Annotated in this window: 13 protein-coding genes; 10 read left to right on the top strand and 3 right to left on the bottom strand. The window is 62.7% G+C overall.

Annotated features, from left to right (window positions below; translation table 11 throughout):
- The 4 genes from LNV06_RS07965 (at nt 1) to argJ (ending at nt 4,413) form a co-directional block, all read left to right on the top strand.
- Nucleotides 1-387: a Rieske (2Fe-2S) protein gene (locus LNV06_RS07965; RefSeq protein WP_263537730.1), complete on the top strand. Its 387-nt coding sequence runs from the start codon at nt 1-3 to the stop codon at nt 385-387.
- A 28-nt stretch (nt 388-415) separates the two neighbouring features.
- On the top strand, nt 416-1,435 hold the full coding sequence (locus tag LNV06_RS07960; protein ID WP_411970086.1) for a S49 family peptidase: 1,020 nt from the start codon (nt 416-418) through the stop codon (nt 1,433-1,435).
- A gap of 218 nt (nt 1,436-1,653) precedes the next feature.
- Nucleotides 1,654-3,084, top strand: a complete 1,431-nt coding sequence (locus LNV06_RS07955) for a hypothetical protein (protein ID WP_263537729.1) — start codon at nt 1,654-1,656, stop codon at nt 3,082-3,084.
- An 87-nt stretch (nt 3,085-3,171) separates the two neighbouring features.
- Entirely contained in the window at nt 3,172-4,413 is a 1,242-nt protein-coding gene (argJ, locus tag LNV06_RS07950) for a bifunctional glutamate N-acetyltransferase/amino-acid acetyltransferase ArgJ (RefSeq protein ID WP_263537728.1), read from the top strand.
- A gap of 10 nt (nt 4,414-4,423) precedes the next feature.
- Here argJ and LNV06_RS07945 read toward each other — a convergent pair whose 3' ends face one another.
- Nucleotides 4,424-6,199 carry a hypothetical protein gene (locus LNV06_RS07945; RefSeq protein ID WP_263537727.1) on the bottom strand — a complete coding sequence of 592 codons (1,776 nt, stop codon included), beginning with the start codon at nt 6,197-6,199 and terminating at the stop codon, nt 4,424-4,426.
- Nucleotides 6,200-6,460: 261 nt separating this feature from the next.
- Here LNV06_RS07945 and LNV06_RS07940 point away from each other — a divergent pair, with 261 nt between their 5' ends.
- Both LNV06_RS07940 and LNV06_RS07935 read left to right on the top strand, forming a co-directional pair.
- Nucleotides 6,461-7,180, top strand: a complete 720-nt coding sequence (locus LNV06_RS07940) for a hypothetical protein (RefSeq protein ID WP_263537726.1) — start codon at nt 6,461-6,463, stop codon at nt 7,178-7,180.
- A gap of 92 nt (nt 7,181-7,272) precedes the next feature.
- The gene (locus tag LNV06_RS07935; protein ID WP_263537725.1) at nt 7,273-7,953 is read left to right on the top strand and encodes a histidine phosphatase family protein; all 681 of its coding nucleotides are present in this window, start codon (nt 7,273-7,275) and stop codon (nt 7,951-7,953) included.
- A gap of 23 nt (nt 7,954-7,976) precedes the next feature.
- On the opposite strand, the gene LNV06_RS07930 is transcribed toward LNV06_RS07935, so the two are convergent.
- Nucleotides 7,977-9,065 (bottom strand): formylglycine-generating enzyme family protein, encoded by a 1,089-nt coding sequence (locus LNV06_RS07930; RefSeq protein WP_263537724.1) that lies wholly within the window; start codon nt 9,063-9,065, stop codon nt 7,977-7,979.
- Between the two features lie 220 nt (nt 9,066-9,285).
- Between LNV06_RS07930 and LNV06_RS07925 the strand changes: the two genes are divergently transcribed.
- The 4 genes from LNV06_RS07925 to LNV06_RS07910 all read left to right on the top strand — a co-directional run bounded on the left by LNV06_RS07925 (nt 9,286) and on the right by LNV06_RS07910 (nt 11,103).
- Entirely contained in the window at nt 9,286-9,483 is a 198-nt protein-coding gene (locus LNV06_RS07925; RefSeq protein WP_263537723.1) for a hypothetical protein, read from the top strand.
- Between the two features lie 49 nt (nt 9,484-9,532).
- Nucleotides 9,533-9,997, top strand: coding sequence for a GNAT family N-acetyltransferase (locus tag LNV06_RS07920; RefSeq protein ID WP_263537722.1), 465 nt, complete (start codon nt 9,533-9,535; stop codon nt 9,995-9,997).
- Between the two features lie 64 nt (nt 9,998-10,061).
- Nucleotides 10,062-10,688 carry a glutathione S-transferase gene (locus LNV06_RS07915; RefSeq protein ID WP_263537721.1) on the top strand — a complete coding sequence of 209 codons (627 nt, stop codon included), beginning with the start codon at nt 10,062-10,064 and terminating at the stop codon, nt 10,686-10,688.
- A complete protein-coding gene (locus LNV06_RS07910) occupies nt 10,681-11,103 on the top strand; it encodes a hypothetical protein (RefSeq protein WP_263537720.1) in 423 nt (140 codons plus the stop codon). The genes LNV06_RS07915 and LNV06_RS07910 overlap by 8 nt, the downstream gene beginning before the upstream one ends.
- Here the strand turns inward: LNV06_RS07910 and LNV06_RS07905 are convergent.
- Nucleotides 11,093-13,510: a TonB-dependent receptor plug domain-containing protein gene (locus LNV06_RS07905; protein WP_263537719.1), complete on the bottom strand. Its 2,418-nt coding sequence runs from the start codon at nt 13,508-13,510 to the stop codon at nt 11,093-11,095. The two genes, LNV06_RS07910 and LNV06_RS07905, sit on opposite strands and share 11 nt — an antisense overlap.
- Nucleotides 13,511-13,555 lie beyond the last annotated feature (45 nt).

Genomic DNA, 13,555 nt, shown 5'->3' with positions numbered 1-13,555 from the left:
ATGAACAGCCCCGAATTGCCGCCCCCCGTGGCCTTGTGTACTTCCGAAGAATTGCAGGAGCGCGGCCGTGCCCATGTCTTTGATGTGCAGCAATACCGCGAGCCGGCGCGCGCCTTTGCGCTGCGTTTTGACGGGCAGGTGGTGGCCTATTTGAATCGCTGTGCCCATGTGCCCACCGAAATGGACTGGCAAGAGGGCGAGTTTCTGGATGGCGACAAGCGCTTCATTATGTGCTCCATCCATGGCGCGGTCTATGACCCGCTGACGGGGCGATGCGTCACCGGCATGTGCGGCCGCATGGGGCTGACCAAATTAGACGTACAAGAGCGCGAGGGGCGCGTCTATTGGTATCCTTCTCGCGACACCCGGCCTGCTTTTGAAGACTGACCGTACCTAGACCATCCAGACAAGAACAATGAGCAATAGCCCTAACGACGAACTGCCTCCGCCCATGCCTGAGCCCTATATGGGCGGCGAAGCGGCACCGGCCGCCAAGCCGCAAGCGCCGGCTATGAATGCCTATGAGCCGCTGCTGGCCCAGTTCGCTCGCGAGTACTTGTTGGACAAGCGCAGCGAGCGTCGCTGGCGTTTGTTCTTCCGGCTGATTTGGCTGGCACTGCTGGGCTTGATTGCCTGGTCTTTTTACTCGCAGCGCCACCATATGCAGTCGCCCAACACGCCGCATACAGCCCTGGTTGAAGTGCGTGGTGAGATCGCGGCCGACACCGAGGCCAGCGCCGAGTTGTTGCTCTCCGCCTTGAAGAGCGCCTTTGAAGACAGCGGCTCGCAAGCGGTGGTGCTGCGCATCAATTCACCGGGGGGTAGCCCGGTGCAGGCCGGCATCGTCTATGACGAAATCAAGCGCCTCAAGCTCAAGCATGGCAAGAAGGTCTATGCCGTGGTGGAAGAGATGTGTGCTTCGGGGGCTTACTACATCGCCGCCGCGGCGGATGAGATCTATGTCGACAAGGCCTCGGTGGTCGGCTCCATCGGCGTGCTGATGGACGGCTTTGGTTTCACCGGCCTGATGAATAAGCTCGGCGTTGAGCGCCGCTTGATGACGGCCGGCGATAACAAGGGCATGTTGGATCCCTTCAGCCCGGTGTCTCCGCGTCAGCAAGCCTATGCGCAAGCGATGTTGGACCAGATTCATCAGCAATTCATCGCGGTGGTTCGTGAAGGGCGCGGCAAGCGCCTGAAAGAAACGCCCGAAACCTTCTCCGGCCTGTTCTGGAACGGTGAGCAAGCCGTCAAGATGGGCTTGGCCGACCATCTGGGTAACTTGGATTTTGTCGCCCGCGAGGTGGTCAAGGCCGAGGAAGTGGTGGACTACACGCCCCGTGACAATGTGGCTGAACGACTGGCCAAGCGCTTTGGCGCCTCCATGGGCGAAGGCGCGGTCAAGACCTTGCGAGGTATGGCGCCGATCCGCTGAATCTCGCGTCTACTTGCTGTTTTGGAAGGGGAGGGGGTTCAGTCAGAACCTCCTCCCCTTCGTCCTTCTGGGGGAGTGGCACCGTGCTGATCAGCAGTTATAAATGCGGCCCGCGCGGGCCTTTTGATTGCTTGATCGATTCAAGCCTGCAGGTTCACTTTTAGGCGGCGCTCGATTCACTGCGCCAGCGGCATAGACTGGCGATTGAGAGGCATTTTGTGAGTCGAGACCTGCCCGGTGCAGCGAAAGCAGGAGCGGCGCACTGCTTGGCGGTCAGCGCCCTGTGCTTGTTGTTGGCAGGCTGTGGAGGCGGCGGTGGCAGTGAAGTCGCGCTCGTGTCGGCGCCGAACCCGAGTCCGCCGACCGAGAGCGCCAGCGCGAGCAGTGGCTCGGGCAATAAGGGTGGCGAGCTCACGCGCATCAGTCTTTCCGCCTATGCCTTGACGCGCCAAGCGGCCCCCAATGCCGGCGCGTCCGACAGCGAACTTCGCATGTTGCAAAACGCCAGTTTGAATCTGGCCATAAACCAATTGCAAGCGTCTGCCCCTGCAGGCGCTTGGTTGGGCAATGCCCAGGCCTCGCCGGCGCTCAGCGCATCGCTTGAACAGTTGTTGCGTGCCGCAGCCTCTGGGGCGACGCTGGCGCAAATCCCCAGCCTCTTGCCCAATCTTTCGGCGGCACGACAAGCATCGGTCAGTCGCTGGGTGCAGCGAGACCTGTGGGCCCCGCCAGGACAGACCTTCTCCTCGGCCTTTTTGGCCAGCAGCGATTTGCTGTCCGGTGCTTTGGGTTTGACGCAGTGGCGTGCCGCTGAAGCTGACTTTGCGAACGGTGCAAACCTCGAATTCAAGCGCAGCCTGCAAAGCCTTTTGCCAAGCGCGATGTCACAAAGCTCAGACTTGAGCACCTTGTTCTCACCTCCGGTCTTGACCCGTTTGCTGGTGCTGGACAGCCTGCGCACTCGCTTGCAATGGCCTGAGGGCATCGAGGTGGCCAGGGGCCGCTTCACCAATGAAAAGGGGCGCGTGGGTCGGGTCGACATGCTGCGCCTGCGCCAAGGTGTGCAGCGCTTCCAGGGCCAGGACTTCACTGCCGATGTGCTGCAACAAGACGAGTTTTTGCTGGTCTATTTGCGCCCCAGCTCAGCGAGCTTGCAAGCCTTTTTGGCCACTGGCTTGCAGAGCGCCTTGCTGCAGGTTTTGAATGCGGCCGATGCCAAGTCTTTGGTGCCGGGTGAGTTGCTCTTGCCTTTGGTGGAGACGGAACTTTCGGCCGACGTTGCAGCACCGCTGCTGCGTGGCGGGCTGCGCTTGGCGCAAGACGAGGTGAACGCCGATCTGCGCGGGCTCGATGGCGGTGGCAGCTATGCGCGTTTTCAGTCACCTTCGGCCTGGTTGCAAATCAAGGCCAGCGGTTTGGAATTGCGTTCGGCCCATTTGCTGAGTTTGATCGGCAGTGAGAAAAACGCCTACGGTCCTAGCTATCAATCCGGCAGTACTTGGTTGGAAACTCCAAATCTCAATTTCGCTGGGGCCTGCGATGCAGCCTTGTCCAGCAGCAGCGGCTTTTTGCTGCTTCTGGACCGCCAGCGCATGGTCTTGAGTTTGAATGTGCTGGCCGACGCGGCGGCCACACCCTGCGCGCAATAAGCCAGCATCCTGGCCTTGCTCACAGCGTGCGGCGGGCAGGCCTGCTTCTACAATCCGGCCACTTCTTGAACCCGTTACAGCCCCACCATGCCAGTCAACCTCAACGCTCCCGATCCCACCGCCTTGCATGCCGTTCCAGGCGTTCGATTGGGCATCACCATGGCGGGCATCCGTAAGGCGGATCGACGTGACCTCAGCGTGATCGCGCTCGATGAAGGCGCGTCGGTGGCCGGGGTGTTCACCAGCAATCGCTTTTGCGCGGCCCCCGTGCAAATTTGCCGTCAACATTTGGCTGGCGTGGCGGCGGGCGGCGCCGGTATTCGCGCCATCTTGGTCAACACCGGCAATGCCAACGCTGGCACCGGCGCCGATGGCTTGGCGCGTGCGCAGCAAAGCTGCCAGGCGCTGGCGCAGTTGATGGGCGTGCAGCCCGAGCAGATCCTGCCGTTTTCGACCGGCGTCATCATGGAGACCTTGCCGGTGGACCGCATCATTGCAGGCCTGCCCGCTGCGATCTCGGCCTTGCGGCCGGACGCCTGGGGCGAAGCCGCCCTGGGCATCATGACCACCGACACCTTGCCCAAGGCAGCGTCCACCCAGGTGCAAATCCAAGGCCAAACGGTCACCCTCACCGGCATCAGCAAGGGCGCCGGCATGATCCGCCCGAATATGGCCACCATGCTGGGCTATGTGGCGACCGACGCCAACATCAACCCGGCCTTGCTGCAGGCCTTGGTGACCGAAGCGGCTGACGCCTCATTCAACCGCATCACCATCGATGGCGACACCTCGACCAATGACTCCTTTGTGCTGATCGCCACGCACAAAGCGGCCCATGCGCGCATCGAGTCGCTGGAGTCGGCCGAGGCCAAGATTTTGCGCGCCGCGCTGATCCAGGTGTCTCAGCGGCTGGCCCAAGCCATCGTGCGTGACGGCGAAGGCGCCACCAAGTTCATCACCATCGTGGTCGAAGGCGGCCGCGATGAGGCCGAGTGCAAATTGGCCGCCTACGCCATTGCCCATTCACCCCTGGTCAAGACGGCCTTCTTCGCCAGTGACCCGAATCTGGGCCGCATCTTGGCTGCGGTGGGCTATGCCGGCATCGCCGATCTGGACCAAACCCTGATCGACATGCATCTGGACGAGGTGCTGGTGGTACAGGCCGGTGGTCGCCATCCGGCCTACCGCGAAGAAGACGGCCAGCGCGTCATGAAGCAAGCCGAGATCACCGTGCGGGTCAGCCTGAACCGGGGCCAAGCCAGCGCTACCGTCTGGACCTGCGACCTGAGCCACGACTACGTCAGCATCAACGCCGACTACCGCTCTTGACCGAGCCTCTTTAGAAATCCACCGCCCGTGTGCGCATGCCGCGGGCGACCAAGGTGGCGTTGATCAGCTGCGCTTCTTCGCGGCTGGCGAAAGGCCACAGGGCAGGGCGATAGCCCTCTGGCGTTTGGAAGACCTGCGCCTGCATCGGGCTGCGGCCGGACTGGGTCGGCGCCACCAGCGTGCGCATGCGCTCCAGGGTGGCCTCGGCCTCGGCTTTGTTGGCGCTGACCGGCCCGACCAGGGCCACGACAGGCTTCTTGGCCATGCTGGCAACACGGGCCGCTGCTGGGCCCTCCAATTTGCTGGCGGCGCTGCCCGTCGGCGTCGCGGCCGAGTTCTTGCCATCGCTCGGTTCGGCGGGGCTGGGCTCTTTGCCCGCTGCAGCTTTCTTGCTGCCGGCTTTGGCGGCGGCGCTGTCCTTGTCTTTTTCCTTATCTTTATCCGCGGGCTTGAGCGCTTTGCCGGCTTTGTCGGATGCAGCGCCTGAGTTCGATTCAGCTTTGTCGCCTTCCGTGGCTTCGCTGCCAGCGGCTGTGGATGCGCCCGGTGGTGCCAGCAGCGGCCGGGCGCTGCGACCCGGAATGGGCTTGACGATCAGGGGACGGATGTCCGGGCGCGGGGCATTTTTGTCGATGCCGGCTTCGGCGTCTGCCTCCGCTGCGGACGGTTTGCCTCCACTGGACTTGGCGGCCTCGGCAGCCGCTGCCGCAGCAGCCATGGCTTCACGTTGTGCGGCTGCACTGGCCGCGAGATCTAAGGCTGGCGCCGCTAGCGCCTTGAGCGCTGGGGCGGAAGCTGTCGCTGTCGTAGCTTGTGCTGTCGATGGTGCCGTATCGGCATGGCCTTCGGCTTCGCTGGCTGCAGCGGCTGCGTGGTCGATGGTGGCAGCGCTGGCAGCAGAGGCAGGGGCAGAGGCAGAGGCAGATGCACTCGACTCTGTCGACCCATTGGCTGACGCAGCTGAAGCGGCCATCACCACCTCCTCGGCCGCCGCACTGCGGCTGCTCTTTTTCACGATCAGGCCGGGGATCAGCAGTGCGGTGCCGAAGCCCATCAGGCTGAGTGTTAGCAAGCCCACCACGGCCAGGCGCGGTCCGCTCAGACAGCGTCCACCCAAAATTTGCGCCTGTTGGCCACCGCGCCCGATCAGCACACGGCTGCGCGAGCGGCCCGCGTCGATGGCTGCACTCATCAAATAGAGCTCAAAAGGCCAAGCGCCGCCGCTGCTGGCGCCGCCCCGGCTCATCAGATCGTCATCCATCGACACAATGCGCAGCGGCCAGGTGGCATCGCCGGGTTGGGTCGAATAGCCTTGTTTTTGGGCGAATCGGGCGATGGTCTTGGGCGACAGACCGGCCACAAAACGCTCGCTGAAGGCGGGCCAGATTTGACCGCCGTGGGCTTCATACTGATTCGCGCCAGAGCCGCGCCGCCAAAAAGCCAGTCGCTCCAGCAGGCCTTTTAAACCCGAACTTGCCGGCTTGCGCGGCGGTATTTCTTGGTCGGCCAGAGCGTCGAGATGGGCCGCGTTGGTGTTGGCGGCGACCGTGCTTTCGTCATCCCAGGCGGCGGCCAGGCTCTCGGGGGAAATCTCATCCGTCAGCACCGGCTCGATCGGGCCGCGCGGGTCCGCCGCATGGCCTTGTCCGCCATGGCCTGCGGCCGGCCCACTGCGCATAAAGGGCAGGGCTACGACGCCAATCGTGTGGACGTCATAAATGGTGATCCGTTTTGCGAGCGGATGGCGGTTATGCCAGATCACCACTTGCTCGGCCAATCGATCCATGGGCGCGCGGTCTTGTTGGGTTGGTTAGGTGGGGAGCCGTCGGAAGTATCTCGCAGACCCAGCGGTGCCTCGTGCGAGCAAGAGGGCCAAGGGGTCACTGCGCCATGGTGCCTGAAGTCTGGCTCGAGGTCAGCGGGGGAGCCCTGTTTTGATGCCTCGATAAGAAGGGGATTTGTCGATATGCAGACACTGGCGTCCAAAGGCCCCGTTTTGCGCGCCGCTGCGCAGAGATGGCATGAGGCTTGCGTTAGTTCTCAGCATATGAAGCCTGCCGCCCCATCCATCGAGATTCAGACCGATGCCGAGCCGCCTGCAAAAGGCTTGGCGCCGACCAAGACGCGTTCGGCCTTGGATGCATTTGGCTATGCCAGTTTGACGGTGTCGGAACTCAATGGCCGTTGCACCTGGCATAGCGCTCTGGCTCGCAGCCTGATGGCGGCGTACTTCAGCGGCGGCCATTTTGAGCGTGGCTGGCTGCCGCCCGAACTTTTGCTCTGGCTGCACCGCGAGGCCTTGCGCCGTCGTGCTGGGGCGCCACCCAGGGATTTGAGTGTCGTCGCGCAGAGCGGCGGCGTGCACCGACCCAGCCCTGCGACCCGCCCGGAGGCTGGTGCAGGGGCGGTCGAGGCGCCAGCTTCCGCAGTTCCCAGGCGCTTGTGCTTCACCCTGCATCAGGTGGATGCAGAAATGCTGGGCGAGGGCCAATGGCTGATCGTCCTGCGAGAGGCTGATGACGCGGCCTTGATGGATGCTTTGATGCGCAGCTTTGACCTCAGCTTGAGTGAAGCGGAGTTTTTGTTCGGCCTGCTCAAAGGAGAGCCGGGCACCGAACTGGTGTCTTTGATGGCATCAAGCCCTGATTTGGTGCATGGTGGCCTGGCGCAACTTTGGTTGAAGCTTGGTGTGGCGGATGCGGATCAGGCTTGTGCCCTGGTTCGGCGCAAGCTGGCCGATCCGCTTGAACCGCCGCAGTGCAGCTGATGTTCGGCGGCTGAAGCCTGCCCTGACTCGAACAGCGGCGCCGGGTCACCGTGGCGACAGCCGGGCCTTGCAGCTAGCGCGATGATGGGCGGATGGGAACTCTCTATCTGCTGCGCCATGGGCAAGCGTCCTTGGGCGCTCAGGACTATGACCAATTGAGTGAGCTGGGGCATCGGCAATGCCAGATGCTGGGCGCGTATTGGCGAGCACGCCAGATGCGTTTCGATGCTGTTTTGTGCGGCGGCCTGCGTCGACATGCGCAGTCGTTGGCCGCCGTCAAAGAGGGGCTGATGCCCGACACAGCCTTGACGCCGCAGGTCTGGCCGGGGCTGAATGAATACGACAGCGAAGCTTTGATTCGCAGCGTGGTGGGTGATGTTGCGCCTTTAGAGCGACCCCAAAGTGCCGAGGCAGCGCGAGCCTACTTTCGCCTGTTGCGCGAGGGCCTGCGTGCCTGGATAAGCGGGCAAACACAGCCTGCGGGAATGATCAGCTATGCGGACTTCAGGGCCGGCGTAGCGGCAGTGCTGACCCATGTGCGCGAGCATTGCGAGGGTCAGGTTTTGCTGGTCAGCAGCGGCGGGCCTATTGCTTGCGCGATAGCCCAGGTGCTGGCGCTGCCGGCCGAATCGGTGATCGAGTTGAATCTGCGCCTGCGCAACAGCGCTGTCAGCGAATTGACTTTCAATGCCAAGCGCCTGGCTCTGCAAACCTTCAACACCTTGCCGCATCTGGACACGCCTGAGGCGGCGCAACTGATCAGCGCGGCCTGATCCCTCTGGAACTTGCAGAGGGCTCAACGCGGCGCGTCGGACTCCTTGTCTAACTCTCGCACCAAGCGCACCCCCAGCAAGGTGTAGCGGGTGTCTGGTGCGTTCCAATTGCGGTAGGCCGATCGCGCATAAAACGGCCAGGTGTGCCAAGAGCCGCCGCGGCGCACCCGCACATCGCCTGTGGCCGGCCCTTGCGGATCGACCGCTAAGCCTTGGGCCGAGGATGTGGCGTAATAGTCGTCGGCATGCCAGTCGGCCACCCATTCCCAGGCGTTGCCATGCATATCGAACAAGCCCCAAGCGTTCGGTGCAAAAGAGCCCACTGGCGCGGTGAAGGCAAAACCATCACCCCGGCCATTGGGCCCTTGCAGCGCGTGCATCTGCCATTTCGGCCAGTGGGCGGCACTGTCAGCGTCGAAGACGTTGGCCACCTTGAGGAGCGAGTTGGGTGCGTCGCCAGAGTGAAAACGGGTCCGCGTCCCGGCACGGGCGGCATATTCCCATTCGGCCTCGGTGGGCAGCCGGTAGCGCTTGCCTTCGGTCTTGCTCAGCCATTCGGCCAGCGCCACCGCATCGAACCAAGTGATGTTGACGACGGGATGATTGTCGGTCTGTGCAAAACCGGGGTTCAGCCAGGAATACTGCGGCTTGCGGCCCTCGAAGGCATCACCGCGTTCCGTGGTGGCGGGGTCGTAGTCGCGTCGGTAGCCATAGCCGCCGGTGCCGTCGCGGATCGATTCGGGTACATAGCCAGAGGCCTGCACAAAGCGTTTGAACTGGCCCACGGTCACTTCATGAGCCCCCATCGCAAAGGCCTTGCTGATGCGCACCCGGTGCACCGGGCCTTCATCTTGCAGCTTCTCAAAGCGCCGGCGTTCGAGCGCCGGAAAGGCTTGCGCCAGCGCTTCCACGGACTCTTCGCTGCCCATCAAAAACTCCCCGGCCGGGATCCGCACAAACTGCATGCCGATGGAATTGCGCAAGACCTCGTCTTTGGTGTCGCTGACTGTGGCGGGGCTCGCCTGCACCGGTGCGTGCGCATTCAAGAGGCCGAGTAGCGCAATCAATACAAGGCGATGGGCGGGCAGACGAAGTGGGGTAGGAAATGACATACGGCGCAGTTGAGTGATGCCGCATCCTAATGGGTTTGTTTGTCGGTATGTCTTCGGACTTGTCCCTGCCGCCAGGCCAGATACCGATCAGCGCACTGAATCTGCAGTTCATCGCAAGAAGCGCGAACCCGGTGATGCTCGGCTCCTACCATGGTTGGCCTGGTGTCTTCACGGCCCGGTCTTGAGGGTTGTGTTGAGCGTCAATAGAGAAAGGCAGGCGATGAAGTTCTTGTTGTGGCTGGTGCTCTTGGTTTTGTGCTGGCCTTTGGCTTTGCTGGCGCTGATCTTGTGGCCGCTGGTGTGGCTGTTGAGTCTGCCGTTTCGCCTGATTGGCATCAGCGTCGAAGCGGTGTTTGCCTTGCTGAAGACGCTTTTGTTCTTGCCAGCAAGGCTGCTGGGCTATCGAGAGCGTCCTTGATGGAGACAGGGCCGCGCTCGCCAAGGGCTTGCTGTTTGAAAGTAGTTTGATGATGAAAATTCGACCCTATACCGACGCCGATTGGCCTCGCGTTTGTGAGATTCATGATGCTGCGCGGCGCGATGAGCTGGCTTCAGCGGGGTTGAGCGCGGCTTTTCTGACCCTGGCAGAGACGGCTGAAAACGAAGATTTTTTCGACTATGCCATTCGGCTTGCCGAAGTGGAGGGTCAGGTGCTCGGCTTTGTTGCCTTCACGCCGGACGAATTGGCCTGGCTTTATGTGGATCCGCTCCGCTATGGCCAAGGCATTGGCTCGGCGCTGATACAGACCGTGCTTCAAGAGACCGCTGCGCCGCTGACAGCCGAGGTCTTGGATGGCAATCTGGCGGCCCTCGCCACCTACCAAAAAGCCGGTTTTGTCGTGCTTGGCCAGCAAAGCGGCCGCATGCCCGGCAATGAGCGCTTTGCGGTGACGGTCACCGAGTTGAGGCATCCGGGTAAGGCCAGCATGTGACGAGCAAGAGCGCAAACGCCGCGTAGCCGCGACAATCGTCACGCGTCTTGCGGAGGTTTGTCAAATGTCGATTGCGCTCTATGGAAGTCGAGGTTCCGGTTCTGCGGCCATCGAGATGGCTTTGCGGGCCTGTGATTTGGACTATGAACTGATTCGAGCGTCCTCATGGGAGCCCGAGTCCCGCTACCAAGAGCTGCTGCAAGTGAACCCGCTCGGGCAGATCCCCAGCTTGCGCTTGGCGGATGGCACGGTTTTGTCCGAGAGTGCGGCCATCCTGATTCACTTGGGCTTGCAGTATCCGCAGGCCGGCTTGCTGCCTTCGGAGCCCAGCCTGCGCGCTCAGCATTTGCGTGGCCTGGTCTACATCGCCGCGAACTGTTACGCCGCAGTGTCGGTCAGCGACTTCCCAGCGCAATGGACCACCAGCCCTGAGCCAGCCGCGCATGAGGCCGTGAAGGCCGCCGCGCGCGCCAAGCTGCATCAGGCCTGGGCGGTGTTTGCGGATGTCTTTGCACCCTTGTTGCATGAATCCGAGCCCGGTGCCTTGGCCTTCTTGGCTGTGGTGGTCTCGCAGTGGTCGGGCAGCCGGGCGTATTTGAAAGCGAACAAGCCGGAGTTTTTTCAAAGCTTGCTCGAGCTAGAAGCCCAGCCCCGTTTGGCTGCAACGCTGCGCCAGCATCGCGATGCTTGAGTTTTCTCTCTTGATGCTGGCCTTCGCCGTGCTGGTTGTGCTTTTGTCGGGCTTGCTTTCAGCGCTACGCCAGCTCTTCTTTCTGCGTCGCGCTTACCTCGTTCGGGGCGCGGTCATTGGCGAGTGGCGCTATCTGCGCTTTGGTCGCGCGATGCGCTACTACCGGGTCGAGTTTCAGCTGGCCAATGGGCAGCGCGCCGAGCTGCGCAGCCAAGTGACGAGCTCCAGATCCGGGCCTAAGCTGGGCCAATGGGTGCCGGTGCTCATCGTCGAGCGGCCAGGCCAAGGGCCGCGGGCCAAGATCGGTACCAGGGCCGAGCTTTGGTTCAGCTCGGCCCTGCTGCTCGCCGTCGGCGGGCTGGGGGCCTTGTTCCTGATCGTTGCCGCAGCGCAGCTGGGCTTGATCAGATCTTGATCTCCAAGCGCAGCTGCCACTGCGTGTAGCTGGCGCCGCTGCTGCTCTTGGTGATCAGGCTGTCGCTGGTGAGGGTTTGGCTGCCATTGCTGTAGTCCAGCGGTGCGAGATTGCTAGCTGACAAACGCAGCGACATATCGCGGTCGATATTCCAAAGTGCAAACGCGTCCAGCACGATTTTGCGGCTGGTGTTGGCTTCGGTTTCCCGGCTTTGCTGCACTGTGTTGGCCGGCGTCCAGTTGATGCTGCCGCCCAAACTCAGCGGTAGGCTGCGCAAGCGGTAGTCGGCCCCCAGATTCGCGGTGGCGCTGGGCTGCTGGTCGAGCTTGTTGTTCGGGCCGGGAATACCGTCCACCGAAGACCTGAACATGCTCAGATTGCTGCGCACCTGCACCGGCCAGGCTTCGTCGATGAACTCGTCGAGCCGGAACTTGGCTTCCAGCTCGACGCCGTAGGTCTTGGCATTGCCGATGTTTTGCGGCCGCGTCACATAGCGCGGCGTATTGGCCCAGCTGACGCTTTCCAGTCGGGTGTCATTGCGGATCAGATTGGTGATCTGGCGCACAAAGGCGCTCACACTCAGAATGCCGCCCTTGCTCAGGTAGTTCTCATAGGCCAGGTCAATGCCGGTGGCCAACTCGGGCAAGAGATTCGGGTTGCCGGCGCGGTCGGGGTGGTCGTAGCTGTTGGCGCCGCAAGGCTGGCCATCGGGGCAGGGGAAAAAGCTGTTGATCGAGGGCTGGGCGATCAAATCCTGCAAATTGGGCGAGCGGTAGCTGCGCGTCAGGCTGGCGCGAATTTGGTCGCGGCTTTTCTCGTCAAATTTCCAAACGCCATGCAAGAGCGGAGTCCAAACGCTGGAACGGTTCTTCACCTCCTGGGCACTACTCTGGCTGCGCGTGGCAATCGTCTCGCCGCGCAGGCCGGCGTAGAACGACCATTGCTTGCCCAGGCTCCATTCATCCTGCACATAGGCCGCAAAGCGCTGGGTGCTGGCCGACAGCTCGTCGCCAAACTCCAGCTGGCCCCGGCAGGAGGCACCGTTTTGCAGGCAGTCGCGTTTTTGATCGCGCTGGGTGCCTTCGCTTTCCAGGCCGGCCACCAGGCTGTGCTCGTTCTCCAGTTGATGCGAGTATTTGCCGTTGAAGCTCCAATTGCTGTCGCGGCTGTCGGTATGGTCTTGCTGGGTACGAATTGCGGCAGCGCCGGGTGCGCCCAGGTATTCCTGCGTCAGCGTGTCCCCTAGGGCATGGGCGCGGCCCAGACCGGCCCGCAAGTCGATGCGGCGGCTTTCGTCCAAGGTCTTGGTCCACTGGGCATTCAGCCGCGCCATGTCGAAGCGGGTGTCGCTGTGCGTGTTGGAGCGGTCGAAGTAATAGCTGCCATCGCCCGGTTGCGCGGGTGTGCGGCTGAAGGTCTGGGCGTTGTCGCTGCTGCCGCGCGCGGCGTTGACAAAGGGCTGCAGATTGAAGTTCTCACCTTCGCCTAACTTCCACTGCAGGCGGGCATTGAGGTTCAGGCCCTTGCGGCTGGCCTGGGTGCGGCCCTGGGTCAGCAGGCTGGATTCGGCCTGCGTTTTCAGATCGCGCGTCAGACTCAGGCTGTTGAGGTCGTCCAGCGTGTCGCCTTGCTGGGCGTTGATGCTCAAGGTGTAGGCGCCGCCTTGCTCGTCGAGCTTGTCGCTGCGGCTCCAACTGGCATTGGGGCGCAGTTGGCCGCGCTCCGAAGAGACACCCAGCTTCAAATCATTCAGGCGTTTGGCCAGGGCCTCACGCAACACCACATTGATGGTGCCGGCCACGGCGCGGGCGCCGTACTCAGCGGTGGGCGCGCGCATCACTTCGATGCGCTCGACTTGTTCTGGCGGCAGTTGATCAAGCGAGAAGCCCGGCGGCATGCGCTCACCATTGACCAAGATCTGCGTGTAGCCGCTGCCCATGCCACGCATGCGCACCTCGCCGCCGCGGCCTGGCCGCCCGCCGGTGGTCACGCCAGGCAAGCGTTTGAGCACTTCGCCGACGCTGGAATCGCCAAAGCGCTCAATCTCATCGCGGCCGATGACGATCTTGGAGGCGGTGGAGGCGCGCCGCGCGGCCTCATCGCTGGCTTTGCCACTGAGCTCCACCCGATCCAGCTGGGCGGGTTGTTCATTGGCCTTGCTGGCGCTGGCAGCTTTGGCCGAAGGCGGCAGTGTTCTCTTGGCGGCACTCGCTGCAGCACTGGGGGCTTGCGGCGCTTCGTTCGCAGCGCCGCGCTCGACTTGGGGCTGAGGCTGGGGCTGCGCTTGCGCCTGGACCAAGCTTGTTGCCAGCAAGGGCAGCAGGGCGGCGATGCAGCGGCTCAGTCCTTGGGGGTGCGCCTTATTGCGGCGGGCTCGCGAGGGGCGGGGGGTATCAAGATCAAGCATGAGAGTGGAATCGATTCGGCGTAAGGGCTGACAGAGCCTGCGGCG

This window comes from Paucibacter sp. Y2R2-4 (assembly GCF_025717535.1).
In the GTDB taxonomy this organism is placed as follows: domain Bacteria; phylum Pseudomonadota; class Gammaproteobacteria; order Burkholderiales; family Burkholderiaceae_C; genus Paucibacter_A.
The sequence above is the reverse complement of the archived record's forward strand: the minus strand, read 5'-3'. Positions and strand labels throughout refer to the sequence as shown.